Consider the following 18,784-nt stretch of genomic DNA (forward strand, 5'->3'; position numbering starts at 1 on the left):
CCGGCGCAGGATTGACGTCACACCACAAAATACAGGATGATGTTAGTGACAATTACAAGGACAAAAAAGCCGATGGCGATAAACTTGGTCCAGCGGGACAGGAAAGCGTCCACCGAGCGGGCCTTGTTCTTGGAGAGGAAGGTGTCTGCGCCGCCGGTGACAACGCCCAGGTTTTTCTGGCTGCCTTCCTGCAGCAGGATCACGATGATGATGGCAATGGCAAAGAGCAACAGCACAATGCCCAGGATGATCTCAATAGGGTTCATGTTCTTCTGATTCCTCCTAAAAGCGTTCCACGGGGATAGTGGCATATCCAAAATAACGGTGTTTATCATACCATATCTGACGGGATTTTGCAAGCATGTCCCGGAAAAAATTCCGCGCAGCTGCATAAACCCGCACAGTTTGCCCACACTATGGTCAAGCGGCCAGGAAAGCGTTTGCTGCCTGGAAGAACGGGATATCGTCCAAAAGGACCGGGGCTCTTTGGGGGGCATCGCGGAATATCCAGTTCCCAAGGGCTCCGGCCGCTCGCCCTTTGGCCGCTTTTCCTGCAGGGGAGGCGCCAAAGGGCCAGTTTTTTTCAGGGTGTTACTGCCACAGGGGCGAGGGATACTGTCCCTGCTCTGTCATGGTCCGAATCGCGTCAACCACCTTTTCCTTATCCTCTTTATAGGTGACCCCGTACCATTTGTCCGCAGAGGACAACACCGTCACCTGGGCTTTTCCCTGAGCAAGCAGGTCGTTGACCACAAAGGGCAGGAAGAACTCCGCTTTTTCCGGATTTTTCGGCACATCTTCTTGGAAGAAGCGCCGGAAATCCTCCTCTAATGCCGAGGTAAAGCCGGGGGTAAAGCCCCACAGGTTCATGGAGACTACCGCGTCCGGAGACAGGGGGATCCAAGTTTGTCCCTCATCCTCTGAATAGGCAATACCATCTTTTTTCTTCTCAATGCGGGTGCGCTCTGTAATCCCCCGCAGCATCCTGCCGGCTGTTTCACACACGCCCCGGGATACATAGCCGTTTTCCGTAACCGTGTTTTTCAGGTAAAAGCCCACCATGGCGAAATCCAGCTTTTCCCCATCTTGGGCATTTTTGAGAAACTTGTAAATTTTCTCAAAGGCCTCCCGGCCATAAAAATCGTCGGCGTTGATGACAGCATAGGGAGCGTCCCCTAAAATCCGGGCGGCAGTGAGAGCCGCGTGCCCTGTGCCCCAGGGCTTTACGCGGCCTTCCGGCACCACGGCGCCCTCCGGTACATCCGTAAGCTTTTGGAACACCCAGCCAATCTCCATATATTGAGAGGCCTTCTGGAACACGGCCTCCTGGAAATCGGGAAGAAGCTCCTCTTTGATGATGAAGACGGCCTTTTTAAAGCCAGCCCGCCGGGCGTCAAACAGGGAAAAGTCGATGATCTTCTCCCCGCACAGCCCCACCGGATCAATCTGCTTCAAGCCGCCGTACCGGCTGCCCATTCCGGCAGCCATAATGACCAATACGGGATCGCTCATATAACTCGTCCTCTCTTTTGTATTCTGGTCTTATCATTCCCCTGTATAATAGGGGGATTCCTCTTCGTAAATAAAACGGCTGATGTGTTGGGAGGCCGCCGTCAAATCATATTCATACACCCAGCTGCCGCTATCTGTGTAAGCGCCGTATGCCTGCTCTTCCTCTCCGGGGATGGAGAGGGTCTGCAAGTTCAGCCCGCCAAAGACAATGGGTGTCAGAGAGAGCATCTCCCCCACGCTGAGGGATGTCTCGCAGACGGAAAAGACCTTGCGGACCAGGCCGGGGATCTGGAATATGTTCTTTTTCTTCAGGCTCTGCAGCAGGGCCTGAAGCACCTCTTGCTGCCGGGAGGCCCGCACATCGTCGCTGTCGATGTGGCGGATACGGGCGTAAGCCACAGCTTGGTTGCCATTCAGATGGTAGGTGCCGCCCTCAAAGGGGCCGTTGATCAGGTCCATCTCCCCATAGATATTGAGAATGTAATCAGAGGATACCACCGTACCGGGAGACTCTTGGCTCAGGGTCCAAAGGTTCTGGTTGAGCTGATAGACCTCGTCGGCAGTCAAATCCATGTCAACACCTCCAAAGGCATCTACAATCTCTGCCATTTGATGGAAATTGACTGTAACATAATTTTTGATGTCCAAATTGAAATTCTGGTTGATGGTTTTAATCGCAAGCTCTGGCCCGCCATAGGCATAGGCGTGGGTGATCTTATCATACCCATAGCCCTCAATCGCCACCTCGCTGTCCCGCAAAATAGAGGTAAGCTTCAGGGTGTGGTGCCGCTTGTCCACAGAGAGAACCATCACCACATCCGAGCGGCCGCTGTCCGTATCCTCCCGGGCGTCCAGGCCAAAGAGGGCGATGTTAACGATTCGAGAATCGGAAAAAGCCCCGGACTGGATGCCCAGGGAGCCGGAATCCTTAGAGATCGAGGTCATCGTCAGGCCGCTGAGCATATAGACGAGGCTTCCAGCCAAAACCACGACCAGAACAAGCAGCACCGCAACGATCTTCTTTCCCAAGCCGGACTTTTTCCAACGGACGGGACGGCTGCTGCTGTAAATATCCTGGCTGTTTTTGCCGCTTTTCCCCGCGTTTCTGCCGGAAGCACGCTGGGCAGAACGGCGCTGTTCCTCCATGGCCTTCTGGTCGGCCCGGCGCTTTTCCGGGGAGGAATAGCTGGAAATGTCCTGAAAGGCGTCCCCTTCTTTCCATCCGCGGGGCGGTTCTTCATAATAGTAGTGGTCCCGCAGGGGCTCCCGCCGGGAACGTCCGCCATTTTGCCCACGGTTTCCCCCGCTGTGGCGGGGGCCGTTCTGATAGTCTCGATAACCCATTCCATTCCTCCGCGCTGGCCCGGCTTATTCCTCCGAGCCGCTGCTGCTTCCGTTCGCGCCGCTGGCGCTGCTTTCACTGCTGGTCACCTGCGAGGTATCTCCATAAATCTCCCAATAGGGGGAATCCTCCTCATAGATGAAAGCGCTGATGCGCTCTCCCGCGCCTTCTGTGCTGTACTGCATATGATAGACATTGTCGATATAATCGCTAAACAGGTCAGTTTCATAATCAGGATCCGGCACGCTGATCCGATCCATAGAAAACCCTGTAAACAGGATCGGGGTCATAGAGACAATATCCGCAAGGTCCAAAGAGGTCTCGCAATAGGGCATCAGCTGAGAGATCAGGCTGGTATAATCGGAAATCCCCATTTCGGTCAGCTTGCTCACCAAGGCGATCAGCACCGTCTGCTGGCGCTCCACACGGCCCCAGTCGCTGTCCACATAGCGGATGCGCCCATAGGCCACTGCCTGATTGCCGTTTAAGTGGTATGTACCATCCTCATACTCGCCATAAGCAATGTTGATCTCCCCGTTGATATCCGGGATATAATCCTCAGAGGTGATCTCCGCGTAGGTCTGTTCCTCGTAGGTACCGTTTGCCTGATCGGTTTCTTTTTGCTGCTCCACCTCTTGGCTGAGGGCCCACAGGTTGTCATTGACTGCACCCACTTCCTCAGCGGTGAGCTCGATATCTACCCCGCCGAAAGCGTCCACGATGGCGGCCATGTTGGCAAAGTTCACCGTGACGTAGTCCCGGATATTCAAGCTGGAGCCATCGACGCTGAAATTCTGGTTGAGGGTACGGATGGCCAGCTCCGGCCCGCCGTATTGGTAGGCAGCGTTAATTTTATCCGTATAGTTCAAGTAGCCCATGTTGTAGCTTTCGCCCTCGATCTGCACTTCGCTGTCCCGCAGGATCGAGGTCATCTTGATCTTCCCATGCTTGTTATCCACCGTAAGGATCATCACCACATCGGAAAGGCCGGTAAAATCCCCGTTGCGGGAATCCACGCCGAACAGGGCAATATTGCGGACGCTGTCATCCATAACGATATTTTCCGGATCAATCCCCAGGGTCTCGTTGTCCTTGGCGATGGAGGTGGTGGTCAAATCGGAAAGCAGGCCGGTGGAAACATAGACCAAACCACTGCCAAAGAGGATGAACAAGAGGCAAAAGAACACGCCTATGCCCCGCAGCACCGCGCGGCCCCGCCGGTTCTTTTTCCTTTTTTTGTATTCCTTGGAGGAAGAATAGCTGGAAACGTCCTCAAACTGCTGGTAGCTTTCCTGACTTTTTCGCGCCATGGGAAAAGTCCTCCCTGCTTGACATAATTTTTACTATTATACCCGAAAGCGGGTGCCACGTCAATGTCCCTGTTTTTCCTGGGATTTACGAAAAACAAACACCTTGCTGAACACATAGTTGACGATGATAACGATGATGTTGGAAAGAAGCTTCATCACCTTGTCATTGATGAGCAACATTCCCACGCCAACCCGCATGCACACCAAATCTAACACAAAGGAAAAGGCCCGACAGCCAAAGAAACGCACCATTTCTCCCAACACAGGCCCCCAGCCTTTGGCCTTGCTCTCAAAGACCCAAATTCTGTTTGTCACATAGGCAAACAAGATGGAGGCGATTTGGGCAATGGCAGTGGCCCACAGATAGGGCACATGAAACAGATCTGCCAGCAGCCAATAGCCGCCCCAGTTCACCAGGGTGGTTAGACCGCCGAAAAAAACATAAAGAATCAATTCCTTATATTTAAAAAACAGTGCCTTCCACTTTTCCATGGCTTTTTCCTTTCTCAGCCGCGGGGACACCCGCCTAGGTTTCACAACAGTTTAGTATAGCAGAAAAACTGGGAAATGGCAAGAAAAAAGCCCCCACACGGGAGCTTCTGCATCATGCAAGGGAACTACAGCCTTTTCCCCGCCATTTCCGGCAGCAAAACGATGATTTGAGGTCCAGCCGCGGAGGAAGCGCCTACAACGTCCTCCTGCAATTTGGCATAAGGCGTCCGCCGGGAAAAAAATTCATACACCGAGCAAGCCTTATCCACCAGGGAGACCACAACGCCCTCCCTGTATTTGGGGGGCTTTACTGTGAGAGGAAACATGTGGCAGCGGATTGTGTCCTCTTCAATCGCGGTGAGTGGCATTTCACGTTTCGCGTTTTCTGCGGCAATCCCGGGGTGACGGGTCCAATGCCACTTGTGTGCGGGGTCTCCGTCCTGGGCGTCGTAAAGAAAGTAATCGTGAAGCAAAGCCCCCCGCACCATTTCTTCCCAGTGAAAAGACAAGCGGGTGATCTTAGCCAACCGGTAGCTGTAGTAAGCCACCGCCACAGAATGCATTAGCCGGGTGGTGGACCCGTGCTGCAAAAACCGGCCAATCTGTTCAAAACCGGATTGCTGCGCCAGCGCCTGGTAAAAGGCATTGAACTCTCTTTCCTCACAAAGACGTTCCCAAGACTTTTTCCCCATGAAGACACCTGCCCCTTGCTTTTTGTTTTGAATGGCCTGCTGATAAAGAACGCAACTTATTTTCGGACTTTATTATAGCACGCGCAGCTTTTGAGAACAAGAGGAAAAAGAAGGGATTTTGGCGGCAAAAAACAATGGCAGAAACAGGCATACAAAAAGGGCTTTTGAGAAACACCCCAAAAGCCCCTTTTATTTTACGTAGGTATTAATTCCAACTTGAACTGGTTCCAAAGCCTGCAAACGATTTACGCTTCTTTGCTTTCTCGTCACAAAGCCGCTTGATCAAACCGGTCTGCCATCCATCTTTGAGAACCATCTTCCATTGGTATCCCTTTATACTGTTTCCTGTGCAGGAGAAAAACATTTTCTCTCTTTTACAGGAATTCATCATTCAGCATAATGAACTAGTACATTGGTCTTTACCCAGTTTTCCGGCATATCAGTACCGTTTTAATGTCACCGTTCATTTATCTACCAGCCATCAAAATGGCGTTGGTCACGCTTTACTAAGCATAAAAGTTACGGTCTTAAAACAGATCCATGCCTGATTGGTTTCCCAGCATCTGAGGAATGATCAGAATTAGGAACCTTCCTTCTATTATATTTTTAAATCTATTTAGTCTGCGAAATGTGAGTCCGCAGACTCCAAGTTCTGAGGTTCGTTTTGGCCCATGGGACTCACCCGCCTTTCTGCAAAATTATTTTTGGCCTGCTTCGCTTTTTGAGCCGTCTGCTTTTCATCTTTCGCTGCCTTTGCAGCTACTCACATTACGAAAGCTTTCCCTACCTTACTAGGATTTCACGACTCAATCCCTTTTCACAATGCTCCTCACCGTTTTCAACCTGAAAGAATTGATCAGCTTTTCCATCTCTCTTCTTTTTAGATGTCATCTAAGAATCTTCAAGAAGAAATTCCTTTGTTGGAAAACAAGCTGTTCCATTCCCTTCACTTACTTCCGGTCTAAGCGAAGCTGCCTGATGTAGATTTGGTAGATTTCTCTTTTCCTTGTCTACGCCTATATTATAGCGCCCATCGGCCATTTTGTCAACAGATTTTTTCAAATATTTTGAATTTTTTTATTGAACCTATCTTCCTCCCTTGGGAGGGCTGTTTTCCGCCCAAAAGTGAAGAAACAGACCCTTTGTAAAAAATCTCTGCTTGACTATACCTGCTTTTTACGGTACAATGACTTCTGGAGAAAGGAGCGTGTGCAAATGGATCATGAGTATGAAGCCGACCTTCTCACCCTGTTGGATGACGAAGGCCAGGAGCACGAGTTCGAGATTATTGACGAGCTGGAAAATGATGACGGCCATTTTTTGGCCCTGGTCCCCACGCAGCAGGAGCCGGATGAAATCGCTTCGGATGCGGAGACATATTATATCTTTGAAGTCATTGAAGAGGATGGCGAGGAACAGCTGCAAGAGGTGGACGATGACGCCCTTTTGGATAAGCTGGCCGGCATCTTTGAGGAGCGCTTTAACGAGGCGTATTTCGACGGCGAAGAGGAATAATCCACCCCTCTTCCGCGTATGCTGGAAAGGGATGCTCTTCCCTCTCGCTGCATAGAAGAATCAATTTCCTGCCCGATTCGCGGACTGCGCACATATAACCCTACACTCGATTGAAAGGGAGCCCTGTCTCCGCCTGTGGATTGCAGACCTCCCGGCACGGCTTTTGCCGGCTGCTGGAGGAAGGGAGCGTGAAACAGGAGGGGGGGCACCCACCTGCTTTTATGTAGCAGGTTATTGAGTTGCGCGATACGGTCGGGCGGGATTTTTTTGCCAAAAAGGCCGCAGGATTTTTTCCTGCGGCCTTTTCCCATACTGCCGTTCTCTACAAAAAAGGCCCGCGGTGCTTTCTGCCACCGCGGGCCTTTTTTCTTCCATTTTAGAAGGCGACAACCTCGTTCTTTTCAGCGGACTCGAAAATAGCCTCCATCAGGCGCATAACCTCGCGCTGCTGATCCAGCGTGACAATGGGCTTCTCTTCCCCATTGACCACTTTAGCAATGTTGCGATAGTAGTCGTGGATATCGCAGTCGATGCGGGGCAGGGGCATCTCCTTAATGGTGTCATCCGTGCGGGGCGCCATGGTCTTGGTCAGACCCGCAGCGGTAATGATCGGCACAGCGTCGTGCTTTTCGTCGCTGGTGGCCACCACGATCTTGCCGTTGACAGCGAAATCGTCGATCTGGGCGGTGCCGTTCAGGCCCTGGATGTACCAACGGGGCAGGTTGATAAAGTTGCTGGTGCCCACTTCCACAGTGAAGACCAGCCCCTCGTCGAAGGTAAAGGTGGCAGTAAAGCCGTCATCCACCTCTTCATTGGTCACGTTGGAGAGGGTGGCATATACGGTCTTGGGCATCTTGCCCATCATCATGTTCATCTGATCCAGCAGATGGACGCCCCAGTCCAGCACCATTCCGCCGCCGTGCTCCTTGGTGTTGCGCCAGTCACCGGGGATGCCGCGGGAGCCATGGACCCGGGACTGGATGGAGAACACGCGGCCCAAGTCGCCGGACTTGGCAATCTTCTCAGCCACGCGGAAATCCTCATCCCAACGGCGGTTCTGATGCACAGTGAACACAGAGCCGGTGCGCTCAGAAGCGGCGATCATCTCTTCCAAAATGGCAGAAGAAGTGGTAACGGGCTTCTCACTGATAACCAGCTTGCCGGCCTCCATGGCCTGGATGCACACGTCTTTGTGGGCGTCGTTGGGAATGGCAACCGTAACCACATCCACATTGGGGTCAGCCAGCAGCTCCTCGTAGCTGCTGTAGGCATGAATTCCCACTTCTTCTGCGGCCTGGTTGCGCTCCGGCAGGATATCATACACACCAGCCAGATGCACTTCCGGGATTTCCTGCAGCCGGCGGGTATGCCAGCCGCCCATTCCGCCGTAGCCAACTACGGCAACATTAACGATTCTTCCCATTGTAAATTCCTCCGAAAAGAAATAGATTTATGCACAAGGCAGGGAAAAAGCTTCCGCCTGCCCTTGTCATACAACGCAAAACTTATTTGGCAGCGGCCAAAACCTTTAAATACCCAGCACCGCCACCGCAATATTAAAGAATATAATCAAGCTTACAGCATCTAATATGGTGCTGATTAACGGGCTGGCCATCACCGTGGGATCCAAACCAATGCGCTTGGCCAGCATCGGCAACAGGCTTCCCAGCATATTCGCCACCACCGCAACAGCCATGATGGTCAGGCAAACCACCAGTGCAACGGGGATGCCCACATGATCCAGGAGCATCAGCTTTGCAAAATTGGCGACCGCCAAAGTCGCGCCGCACAACACAGCGGTGCTGGACTCCTTTAGCAGCACCCGGGGAATATCACGGTAGCGGATCTCCCCCAGGGAAAGGCTGCGGATGATGGTAGTGGACGCCTGGCTGCCCGTATTGCCGCCCGTACTCATCAGCATGGGGATGAAGCTGGAAAGCACCAGGTTTGCCGCCAACGCCGTTTCAAAGTGGGTGATAATGCTCCCTGTAAAAGTGGCGGAGATCATCAAAAACAACAGCCAAGGCGCCCGCTTCTTCCAGTTTTCAAAAATCGAAACCTTCATATATGGCTTATCAGAGGGGGCGATGGCCGCCATCCGTTCCATATCCTCTGTGGCTTCTTCCTGAATAACATCCATGGCATCATCTACCGTGACGATGCCCACCAGACGCTCCTCCGCGTCCACCACAGGCAGGGCCAAGAAGTCATACTTGCTCAAAAGGCGGGCAGCTTCCTCCTGGTCCGTATGGGTGCTGACGAACTTCACGTTGGTCTCCATGATGTTCCGCAGCAGCTCTGTCTTGGGGGCCAGAAGCAATTCACGCACCGTGACAATGCCCTCCAGCTTCCGGCGGCTGTCTGTAACATAACAGGTGTACACCGTCTCGCTGTCCACGCCGGTAGAGCGGATGTGGTCAAAGGCCTGTTCCACCGTCATGCTGCGCTTCAGATCCACGTATTCCATGGTCATAATGCTGCCAGCACTGTCCTTGGGATAATTGAGCACCTGGTTGATCATTTTGCGGGTATCCTCATCCACATGGCGAAGGATCCGCTTCACCACGTTGGCGGGCATCTCCTCGATCAGATCCACCGTGTCATCCAAGAACATCTCGCCCATCACCTCGTCCAGCTCCTTGTCGCTGAAACCGCGCACCAGAATCTCCTGGGCGTCGCCATCCATATAGGCAAAGGCATCCGCTGCCAGTTCCTTAGGCAGCAGACGGAACAGGATGGGCATGCTCTGTTCCGGCAAATCCTCCAGCAAGGCCGCCGCATCGGCCGGGTTGATGTCCTTGACCAGGGCGGCAATCTGAGGATATTTTTTCTCTTCCAAAAGCTCTAAGATCTCTTCGCGCATAGGCCCGCCTCCACATCACAAAATTTGTATGGGAGGGAATGTTACAACACAAAACCGAAAGCGCAGCAAACCGCGGTACAGAGCCGCCTTCCCCTTAGAAACCTGCCTTGTATGAGAAAAACACCTGGCAGCAAGGGGACCTGCCCAAAGCAGGATTTAAAACATCTTCAGCCGCACCTTCCCCCCCGGGTCTTGTGCCGCCGCTACTTCGAGGAACGATCACCTTGCTCACCTCTTTTTTCAAAAGCTCCGGCGGTCTTCCACCAGAAAACCGCCAGTATTACTTTACTCGCTTCCCGGGGATTTGTCAAGAAAAAAGGAGCCTGCGGAATGTTAAATCTCCGCAGGCTTTTTTTGTGAAATTACCTCTCTTTTCCCAAGAAGAACAGAGCCACTGTCCCCGGCCCGGAGTGGGCGCCGATTACGGGCCCGATATACCCCACGCGCACCTCCTGCACGCCCAGGCGCTGGCGCACCTGCTCTTCCACATAGCGGGCGTCCTCCAGGCAGTCGCCATGGCTGATAAACACCATCTGCCCCGCCGGATCAATGGCAGTCTCCTGCATGTGCTTGACCAGGGAGTCCAGGGACTGCCTGCGGCCCCGCACCTTGGAAACAGGGATCAGGTGGCCCTCGTCATCCACATGGAGCACAGGCTTAATGCCCAGCATGGTGCCAACCAGCGCAGTGGCCGTGGAAACACGGCCGCCCCGTTTCAGATGGTTCAAATCATCCACCGTGAACCAGTGGCAAAGCCGCAGCACATTTTCCTTCAGCCAGGCCAGGACCTCCTCTAAGCTTTTCCCCTGCTGGCGCAGCTTGGCCGCGTGCCAAACGAGCAGCCCCTCTCCCATAGAGGCGCAGCGAGAATCGAAAACCTCCAACCGGCGGTTGGGGAACCGCTTTTTCAGTTCATTCCGGGCTAAAACCGCGCTTTGACAGGTGCCACTCAAACCGGAGGAAAAGGCGATGTAAAGCACGTCCTCTCCCCCCTCTAACAAGGGGGTAAACACATGGAGGAACTCCTCGGAATTCACCTGGGTGGTGGTGGACATTGTGCCAGCCCGCAGCTTGGCATAGAAAGCCTGTTCTGTCATCTCTCCGCCGCCGGGAATGTTGTGATACACTCTTCCACCCATCATATAGCAGAGCGGGATGACCTGGACATCCAGTTCCTGAATAAGCTCTGGGGTCAGGTCCGCTGTAGAATCTGTGATGATGCGATAATTTCCCATACTGGTCTCCTCTCCGCGCGTTTCGCGCATCCAATACAACTCTTATTAAGTTAAGTATACTGGATTTCAAAAAGAAAGTAAACCAGTTCTGTGATTATTACAGGATTACTCCTGGGAGCGGCGCAGGCGGCGGGCGTCCAGGTAGTTCTGCAAGATCACCGTCGCGGCCACGGCGTCCACCACGGCTTTGCGGCGCTTGCCCCGGGTGTTGGTGTCGTTCAGATAGCCGTGGGCCGTGATGGTGGTGCCCCGCTCGTCCACAAACTCCACAGGCAGGCCGGTGGCAGCCTCCAGCAGGGCGCCTATGTCCCGGGCGTTTTGGGCGCTCTCCCCCTCGCTGCCGTCCATGTTCCGGGGCAGGCCCACCGCCAAAAGCTCCACCCGGTTCTCCTGAGCCAGCGCGGTCAGGCGGTCCACCAGGCGCTCCCGGTTATGCTCTTGCACGACGGTCAGCGGGGAAGCCAAAAGCTCCCCTTTGTCACAAATGGCCACGCCGGTGCGGGCCTTGCCCAAATCGATGCCCAGGATAATCATAGCGCCTCCGTGTGGAAGGTGTACTGCATGGGGGCCTTTTGCAGCTCTTCCGGCAGATGGGACATGTCGTTGACGGACTTCCAGCGAAGAACGCCGCCCTCCGCCTCCTGGATGCTCACGCTGGTGTTGCCGAAAACAGCGCTTTTCCGCAACCCCTCAACAGAACCATAGACGATGCGGGCATTGAGATTCTTTATAAAGCCCCCATGGGTGACCACAGCTACCACCTTTCCAGGGTTTTCCTCCACAATGCGCTGGATGGTCTCCCCCACCCGTTCATAGACCTGGGCCATGGTCTCCCCGCCGGGGAACACGCACAAGTCCGGGGCGTGGTCCCAGTTGTGGGCAAGCTGGGGATACTCTTCCGCGATTTCGGAAAGGGTCTTATTTTGGATTTCCCCTACATCCATCTCCAGTAGGCCCTCATCCTTGCAGATGGGCAGGCCGTGGAATTTGTTCACCGCCTCCGCCGTGCGGTAGGCCCGGATAAGAGGGCTGGAATAGATGGCGTCCAAATGCTCGTTGCGAAAGCGCAGGGACAGCAATTCCAGCTGCTTCTCCCCCTGTTCGTTGACGGGCCCGTCAAACCGGCCCTGGAACCGGCCGCCGGCGTTTCCAGCCGACTGGCAGTGGCGGATGATGTACAGGGTGGTTACCAAGGCTTTACACCTCCGGTCAGTTCAGACAGGCCCTGGATGCCGTTTTCGTCCATATAGCGGGAAAGTCCCTGGGCAATTTTGATGGGGGCGTAGGGGTCGGTGAACAGCACTGTGCCGATTTGCAGGGCAGTGGCCCCCGCCAGGAGCATTTCCACGGCGTCCTGCCAGGTGGAGATGCCGCCCAGGCCCACGATGGGGATTTTCACCTTTTGGCTGGCCTGCCACACCATCCGCAAGGCCACGGGCAGCACCGCCGGGCCGGACAGGCCGCCGGTGTTGTTGCGGATGATGGGCCGCCGGGTGCGGATGTCAATGCGCATGCCGGTGAGGGTGTTAATCATGGAGAGGGCGTCGGCACCGGCACTTTCCGCGGCCACGGCCATCTCGGAGATGTCCGTCACGTTGGGGGAGAGCTTCACCATCAAGGGCTTTTTGCAGTGCTTGCGCACTTCTGAAGTGATGCCGTACACGCCCTCTGTGGTGGTGCCGAATTGGACGCCGCCCTGCTTTACGTTGGGGCAGGAGATGTTCAGCTCGATCATATCCACACAGGTGTCGTTCAGCTTCTCCACCGTGGCGCAGTAGTCCTCGGGGGCGTTGCCCGCCACGTTGGCGATGATCTTTGTCCCCTGCTGGGAGAGCCAGGGCAGGTCGTGTTCAATAAAGTGATCCACGCCGGGGTTTTGCAGGCCCACGGCGTTGAGCATGCCGCCGGGGGTTTCCGTCACACGGGGCGGCGGATTGCCGGGCCGCTCCTTAATGGTGATGCCCTTGCAGGAGATGCCCCCCAAAGCGGACAGGGGATAGAATTCGTTGTACTCGCGGCCAAAGCCAAAGGTGCCCGAGGCGGCGATGAGGGGGTTCTGAAACTCCACGCCAGCTACGTTTACGCGCAAATCTGCCATTGTTCTGCCTCCTTTACCATGCCACCCGGTGGGACTCGAACACCGGACCGTCTTTGCACACATGGCCAAAATACTGGGCGCCGTCCTCGTTCAAGAGGGCCACGGCGCAGCCCAGGCAGGCCCCGATGCCGCAGGCCATACGCTCCTCCAAGGAGACGTAGCAGGGCACGCCCCGCTGCTCCGCCAAGGCCGTTACCGCCTTCAGCATGGGGGCCGGGCCGCAGGCCATGACGCAGTCGAACTCCTGGTCCTGGCACAGGTCCGTCACCAGGCCGTGGTGGCCGTAGGAGCCATCGTCGGTGGCAATGAGGGTCTTTGCCCCAGCGGCCAGAAAGTCCTCCTCCAAAATCACGGCGTCCTTATTGCGGAAGCCCAACACCGCGATGGCCTTCTCCCCCAGCTGGGCAGCCACGCCCAACAGGGGCGGCACGCCGATGCCGCCGCCCACCAGCAGGGTGCGCTTCTCGGGGTCGATGGGGAAACCGTTTCCCAGCGGAGCCAGAATTTCAATGGTGCTGCCGGGCTGGAACTGGGCCAGCTCCGCGGTGCCCTGGCCCCGGATTTGGAACACGAAACGCAGGGTGCCGGCGGCTTTGTCAATGCCGCAGATGGAGATGGGCCGGCGCAGGGTGTGGCCCGGCACCAGAATCTGGGCGAACTGGCCCGGCTGAGCCGCAGCCGCCAGGGCAGGGGCTTCCAGCACAAAGTCAAACACGTCCCCGGTGAGCTGCCGGACAGAGAGCAGCTTGCAGGGCTTGGAATCGTATTTCATGATCTTTCTCCTTCCTCAGGGCAGCTTGATCTGGCCGATGCGGCCCACGATTTCGTCCCGCATGCGGATGGCTTCCCGGCGGGCGGCGGCGGCGTACTCCTGGCCGTCCACGCCCTCTTTCTGCCAGGCGCACATGATGCCCCGGGAGGAGTTGACGATAGCGCCCAGGCCGTTCTTGTCAAAGCCGGGAGCCACATCGTCGGCAGCGCCGCCCTGGGCGCCGTAGCCGGGCACCAGGAAGAAGGTGTGGGGCATGGCGGCCCGCAGCTCTTCCAGCTGGGCGGGATAGGTGGCGCCCACCACAGCCCCCACGCCGGAGTAGCCGTACTGGCCGGGGAGCTTCTCCCCCCAGCCCTCGCACATGGCGCCCATGGCCCGGTAGACGGTGTTGCCATCGGCCAGGGGCTTGTCCTGGAGCTCGCCGGAGGAGGGGTTGGAGGTCTTTACCAGCACAAAGATGCCCTTGTCCCCTTTACCGCACACCTCCAGCAGGGGCTGGATACCGTCGGTGCCCAGGTACCCGTTGACGGTGAGGGCGTCCGCGCCGAAGGGCTCGAAGGTCTCCTCTTCCACGGTGGTGGAGCCCAGGTGGGCGGCGGCGTAGGCAGTCATGGTGGCGCCGATGTCGTTGCGCTTGCCGTCGGTGATGACGAACATGCCCTTGCTCTTGGCGTAGGCGATGGTCTCTGTGAGGACCTTCACACCCTGCCAGCCGTACATCTCATAGTAGGCGGCCTGGGGCTTAACCGCGGGGACCACATCGCACAGGGCGTCGATGAGGCCCTTGTTGAACTGGAGCAGCGCGTCCGCCGCACCCTCCAGGGTCTTGCCGTACTTCTCGTAGCTTGCGCTGCGGATGTGCTCCGGGATGTAGCTGAGCTTGGGGTCTAAGCCCGCCACAGTGGGGTTCTGTTTCTCCACGATCTTCTCGATCAGTTTATCCATGGACATAAAATCATTCTCTCCCTTATGAATATTTCCCGGGGGTCTCCCCGTTTTTGCGATGTCAGCGGCCGTCGTAGACGATGCGGCCCCGGAAGATGGTCAAAGCCACCTTGCCCTTGAGCTCCATCCCTTTGAACGGCGTGTTCTTGCTCTTGCCGTGGAGCTTCTCCGGGTCTACCACCCACTTCTTCTCCGGGTCGAAGAGGACCACGTCGGCGTTGGCGCCCACCTGCAAGGTCCCCGCGGGGATACCCAAAATGCGGGCGGGGTTGGTGCTCATCTTCTCAATCACCTGGAGAAGGGTCAGCTCCCCTTCCAGGGCGGTGAGGGTGGCGGCCAAGGACGTCTCCATGCCGATGGAGCCGTTGGGCGCCTTGAGGAAGTCCGCCTTCTCCTGGGGCGTGTGGGGGGCGTGGTCCGTGGCGATGGCGTCCAAAGTGCCGTCTTGCAAACCTTCGATGAGGGCCAGGCGGTCCTCCTCTGTGCGCAGGGGCGGGTTCATGCGGTAGTCGGCGTCTTGGGATTCCAGGGCCTTGTCCGTGAGCAGCAGGTAGTGGGGGCAGGTCTCCGCAGTGACCTTTACCCCCCGGGCCTTGGCGTCCCGGATGAGGGCCACCGAGCCCTTGGTGCTCACGTGGCAGATGTGGATGGGAGCGCCAATAGAAGCTGCCGCGGCGATTTCCCGGGCGGTGCCGCAGTCCTCGGCGGCGGCGGGGATGCCGGGCACCCCCAGCTTGCGGGAGATCTCTCCTTCGTGCATCAGGCCACCGGCAGCTAGGCACAAGTCCTCGCAGTGGGCGGTGACGGTCAGCCCCAGAGAGGGGGCCTGTTCCAATGCCTCCAGCAGGCGGCGGGTATTCACCACCGGCCGGCCGTCATCGCTGAGAGCGATGGCCCCCGCCTCCTTCAAAGCGGCTAGGTCCGCCAGCTCCTCCCCCTGCAGGTCCTTGGTGACGCAGGCGGCGGTGTACACGGCGGCATCGGCGGCTTGGGCGCGCTCCAGCAGCGCCCGGACCGTTTCAGGGGAATCCATGGCAGGCTTGGTGTTTGGCATGGCCAGCAGGCTGGTGACACCCCCCGCAGCAGCCGCCCGGCAGCCGGAGTACACGTCCTCCTTGTGGGTGAGGCCCGGGTCCCGGAGATGGACGTGCATATCCACCAGGCCGGGCGCCGCCACCAGGCCAGTGCCGTCGATCACCTGGGCGTTTTGGGCAGGCAGACTTTTGCCCAGCTGGGCAATCTTGCCATCCTCCAGCAGCAGGTCCATCACCTGGTCCAGCCCCTGGGAGGGGTCGATGACCCGAGCGTTTTGAATCAGCGTGCGCATAGCGGTACTCCTTTCTTTAATCCAGCAGCAGGTGCTCCACCTGCCATTTGGTCAGGGAGAGCAATTCTCTTCCGTAATATTCCGGGAACAGCAGGGGGTCCGTCTCTGCCACCAAGCTGTAAGGGGTGAAGCCGGCGGCCTTGGCCAGCTGGGTGGCCCGGTACATGTGGAAGCCCTGGGTGACGATGGCCACCTCTTCCCCCATTTCCTGCTCCTGCGCAATTTCCATTGCAAATTTCAGGTTCTCACGGGTGTTGTGAGACTGGTCCTCCATAAAGATGCGGCTTCCGTCGATGCCCATGCTCTCCAGAACATTTTTCTGGGTGAGGGCTTCTGGGCAGGGTTCGTCCCCTCCCTGGCCGCCTGTGACGATGCACAAGGCCTCTGGGTTTTCCTCTAAATAGGCACAGGCCCGGTTTACCCGGTTGGTCAGGCTGATGCCCATGCTCTCTGGGCCGTAGACCTGGGCCCCCAGCACAATCACATTGGTGCCCTCTGGCGGGGGATTCAGCGTGGCGGAAAACATCAGGCAGGTGAGATACCCTGCCCAGGCCAGGCCCAGGCAGTAAAAGGCAGCCACCAGCCGGACAGCCGCTTGCTTCCAGCCGCCCTTTTTCGACAGCCTTCCGAAAAACAGCAGGAGCAGCAGCCCCAGCAGACAGACGCACTCCCCAAAAACAGATCCTAGAGCGAAGCCGTGCCGCAGCAAGGGCAGCAGAAAGAACACCATGCCCGCCCCACAGAGAACACACCCCAGGACGCGCAGGGCGAAAACCATCCGTTGCTTCATATTCATTCCCTTTCGTTCTTCTTTTTCTCTTCCCTTTTTCAAACTCCTTTGTGCTGACTATTATACACCAGACACCGGGGACGGCGCAACACAAAAAGGCGCACCGGGAAATTTCCCAGTGCGCCTTTCCAGAAGGGCGTATCAGTATTGCATCAATAGCCGCGCTTGACGTAGGAGGTGTGGAGGATCTCGTGGGCCTTGTGGCTTCCGGGCTCGCCCAGGAACTCCTCGTAGCATTTCTGCAGCACGGGGTTCAAGTGGCTCTTGCGCAGAGGCATGTTCTTATCCTGGTCGTACAGGGCCTGGGCGCGGAGCTTCTTGATATCGTAGAAGCTGTGGTTGTTGGAGCTCTGAATGGGCTGGCCGCCGCCGTTGACACAGCCGCCGGGGCAGCACATAACCTCGATGAACTGATAGTCGGCCTCGCCAGCACGGACCTTTTGCAGCAGCTTGTCCGCGTTGGACAGTCCGCTGACCACGGCCACCTTCACATCCATGCCGGCCACATTGTAAACGGCCTCTTTAAACCCTTCGGTACCGCGGATTTCCGTGTACTCGATGGAATCCTGGCTTTCGCCGGTGAGCAGGTCCGCAGCCGTGCGCAGGGCAGCCTCCATCACGCCGCCGGTGGCGCCGAAGATGACAGCCGCGCCAGTGGAAACACCCATGGCGTCATCGAACTTCTCCTCGGGCAGGCGGTCGAAGTTCAGCTGGGCCTTCTTGATCAGGCGGGCCAGCTCGCGGGTGGTGATAGAGATATCCACATCGGGCAGGCCAGCGGCATTCTCGTCATCCCGCCGGATCTCAAATTTCTTGGCGGTGCAGGGCATGACAGACACGGAGACAATGTCCCGGGGATCAATGCCCTCCTTCTGAGCATACCAGGTCTTGACGAGGGCGCCGGTCATGTTCTGGGGGGACTTGCAGGTGGAAAGGTTGTCCACCAGGTCGGGATAATAGTGCTCGCAGAACTTGACCCAGCCGGGGGAGCAGGAGGTGATCATGGGGAGAACACCGCCGTTCTTCACACGGTGGATGAACTCGCTGGCCTCTTCCATAATGGTCATATCGGCGCCGAAGTCGGTGTCGAAGACCTTGTCAAAGCCCAGGCGGCGCAGAGCGGCCACCATCTTGCCCTCCACGTTGGTGCCGATGGGCAGGCCGAACTCCTCGCCCAAGGCAGCCCGCACAGCAGGGGCAGTCTGAACGATGACAATTTTGCTGGGATCGTTGATGGCGTCGATAACCTCCTGGGTGTTGTCCTTCTCGGTCAAAGCGCCGGTGGGGCAGCTGACAATGCACTGGCCGCAGGCCACACAGGCCACATCGCCCAGGGGCTTTTCAAAGGCGCAGCCAATCTCGGTATCAAAGCCGCGGTTGTTGGCGCCAATGACGGACACATGCTGGTTCTGGCAGGCGGCAACACAGCGGCGGCAGAGCACGCACTTGGCGTTGTTGCGCTCCAGATACTGGGTGGAGAAATCCTTCTTGCCGGCGGGCACAGCGCCCTCAAAGCGGTTCTCCTCCTCGATGCCCATGTCGTTGCACAGCTTCTGGAACTCGCAGTTACCGCTGCGCTCACAGGACAGACATTTCTTATCGTGGACGGACAGCAACAGCTCCAGGGTCATCCGGCGGGATTCCTGGACCTTGGGAGAATTGGTGAAAACCTCCATCCCTTCGTTGACAGGATAGACGCAGGCCGCCACCAGAGAGCGGGCCCCCTTCACCTCCACCATGCACATGCGGCAGGCGCCAATCTGGTTGATATCCTTCAGATAGCACAGGGTGGGAATATCAATACCGGCGTAGCGGGCGGCTTCCAGAATGGTGGCATCCGCCGGCACTTCATAGGAAACGCCGTTGATCTTAATATTGACCTGATCCATGT

The 18,784-nt window shown here is 56.8% G+C and carries 18 protein-coding genes and 1 other RNA gene; 2 read left to right on the top strand and 17 right to left on the bottom strand.

What is annotated here, in order from left to right; genetic code table 11:
- Nucleotides 1-17 precede the first annotated feature (17 nt).
- The 6 genes from secG to ODJ80_RS10330 all read right to left on the bottom strand — a co-directional run bounded on the left by secG (nucleotide 18) and on the right by ODJ80_RS10330 (nucleotide 5,348).
- Nucleotides 18-266 (bottom strand): preprotein translocase subunit SecG, encoded by a 249-nt coding sequence (gene secG / locus ODJ80_RS10305; protein WP_178862860.1) that lies wholly within the window; start codon nucleotides 264-266, stop codon nucleotides 18-20.
- Nucleotides 267-591: 325 nt separating this feature from the next.
- The gene (locus ODJ80_RS10310; protein WP_263042001.1) at nucleotides 592-1,512 is read right to left on the bottom strand and encodes a nucleotidyltransferase family protein; all 921 of its coding nucleotides are present in this window, start codon (nucleotides 1,510-1,512) and stop codon (nucleotides 592-594) included.
- 33 nt (nucleotides 1,513-1,545) lie between these two features.
- A complete protein-coding gene (locus tag ODJ80_RS10315; protein WP_263042002.1) occupies nucleotides 1,546-2,856 on the bottom strand; it encodes an LCP family protein in 1,311 nt (436 codons plus the stop codon).
- 24 nt (nucleotides 2,857-2,880) lie between these two features.
- Nucleotides 2,881-4,164, bottom strand: a complete 1,284-nt coding sequence (locus ODJ80_RS10320) for an LCP family protein (protein ID WP_263042003.1) — start codon at nucleotides 4,162-4,164, stop codon at nucleotides 2,881-2,883.
- A gap of 60 nt (nucleotides 4,165-4,224) precedes the next feature.
- On the bottom strand, nucleotides 4,225-4,656 hold the full coding sequence (locus tag ODJ80_RS10325; RefSeq protein WP_263042004.1) for a GtrA family protein: 432 nt from the start codon (nucleotides 4,654-4,656) through the stop codon (nucleotides 4,225-4,227).
- A 125-nt stretch (nucleotides 4,657-4,781) separates the two neighbouring features.
- Nucleotides 4,782-5,348, bottom strand: coding sequence for a hypothetical protein (locus ODJ80_RS10330; RefSeq protein WP_263042005.1), 567 nt, complete (start codon nucleotides 5,346-5,348; stop codon nucleotides 4,782-4,784).
- Between the two features lie 1,215 nt (nucleotides 5,349-6,563).
- Here ODJ80_RS10330 and ODJ80_RS10335 point away from each other — a divergent pair.
- Entirely contained in the window at nucleotides 6,564-6,863 is a 300-nt protein-coding gene (locus ODJ80_RS10335) for a DUF1292 domain-containing protein (protein WP_178862870.1), read from the top strand.
- Nucleotides 6,864-6,925: 62 nt separating this feature from the next.
- A non-coding RNA gene (gene ssrS, locus ODJ80_RS10340) (6S RNA) lies at nucleotides 6,926-7,130 on the top strand.
- A 109-nt stretch (nucleotides 7,131-7,239) separates the two neighbouring features.
- Here the strand turns inward: ssrS and ODJ80_RS10345 are convergent.
- The 11 genes from ODJ80_RS10345 to ODJ80_RS10395 form a co-directional block, all read right to left on the bottom strand.
- Nucleotides 7,240-8,286, bottom strand: coding sequence for a Gfo/Idh/MocA family protein (locus ODJ80_RS10345; RefSeq protein WP_178862871.1), 1,047 nt, complete (start codon nucleotides 8,284-8,286; stop codon nucleotides 7,240-7,242).
- A gap of 105 nt (nucleotides 8,287-8,391) precedes the next feature.
- Nucleotides 8,392-9,726 (bottom strand): magnesium transporter, encoded by a 1,335-nt coding sequence (mgtE, locus tag ODJ80_RS10350; protein WP_263042006.1) that lies wholly within the window; start codon nucleotides 9,724-9,726, stop codon nucleotides 8,392-8,394.
- Nucleotides 9,727-10,088: 362 nt separating this feature from the next.
- Complete coding sequence (locus tag ODJ80_RS10355; RefSeq protein WP_263042007.1) at nucleotides 10,089-10,961, bottom strand: DegV family protein; 873 nt, start codon at nucleotides 10,959-10,961, stop codon at nucleotides 10,089-10,091.
- A 105-nt stretch (nucleotides 10,962-11,066) separates the two neighbouring features.
- On the bottom strand, nucleotides 11,067-11,495 hold the full coding sequence (ruvX, locus tag ODJ80_RS10360) for a Holliday junction resolvase RuvX (protein ID WP_178862874.1): 429 nt from the start codon (nucleotides 11,493-11,495) through the stop codon (nucleotides 11,067-11,069).
- Nucleotides 11,492-12,154, bottom strand: coding sequence for a histidine phosphatase family protein (locus ODJ80_RS10365; protein WP_263042008.1), 663 nt, complete (start codon nucleotides 12,152-12,154; stop codon nucleotides 11,492-11,494). Before ODJ80_RS10365 ends, ruvX begins: the two co-directional genes overlap by 4 nt.
- A complete protein-coding gene (locus ODJ80_RS10370; RefSeq protein WP_263042009.1) occupies nucleotides 12,148-13,059 on the bottom strand; it encodes a dihydroorotate dehydrogenase in 912 nt (303 codons plus the stop codon). Before ODJ80_RS10370 ends, ODJ80_RS10365 begins: the two co-directional genes overlap by 7 nt.
- 13 nt (nucleotides 13,060-13,072) lie before the next feature.
- Nucleotides 13,073-13,831, bottom strand: coding sequence for a dihydroorotate dehydrogenase electron transfer subunit (locus ODJ80_RS10375; RefSeq protein ID WP_263042010.1), 759 nt, complete (start codon nucleotides 13,829-13,831; stop codon nucleotides 13,073-13,075).
- Nucleotides 13,832-13,846: 15 nt separating this feature from the next.
- Nucleotides 13,847-14,782: an orotidine-5'-phosphate decarboxylase gene (gene pyrF, locus ODJ80_RS10380; protein ID WP_263042011.1), complete on the bottom strand. Its 936-nt coding sequence runs from the start codon at nucleotides 14,780-14,782 to the stop codon at nucleotides 13,847-13,849.
- Between the two features lie 55 nt (nucleotides 14,783-14,837).
- Nucleotides 14,838-16,103, bottom strand: a complete 1,266-nt coding sequence (locus tag ODJ80_RS10385) for a dihydroorotase (protein ID WP_263042012.1) — start codon at nucleotides 16,101-16,103, stop codon at nucleotides 14,838-14,840.
- Between the two features lie 16 nt (nucleotides 16,104-16,119).
- On the bottom strand, nucleotides 16,120-16,893 hold the full coding sequence (locus tag ODJ80_RS10390; RefSeq protein ID WP_263042013.1) for a YdcF family protein: 774 nt from the start codon (nucleotides 16,891-16,893) through the stop codon (nucleotides 16,120-16,122).
- A 152-nt stretch (nucleotides 16,894-17,045) separates the two neighbouring features.
- On the bottom strand, nucleotides 17,046-18,782 hold the full coding sequence (locus tag ODJ80_RS10395) for an NADH-dependent [FeFe] hydrogenase, group A6 (RefSeq protein ID WP_263042014.1): 1,737 nt from the start codon (nucleotides 18,780-18,782) through the stop codon (nucleotides 17,046-17,048).
- Nucleotides 18,783-18,784 lie beyond the last annotated feature (2 nt).

This window comes from Acutalibacter sp. LFL-21 (assembly GCF_025630755.1).
Classification (GTDB): Bacteria; Bacillota; Clostridia; order Oscillospirales; family Acutalibacteraceae; genus Acutalibacter; species Acutalibacter stercoravium.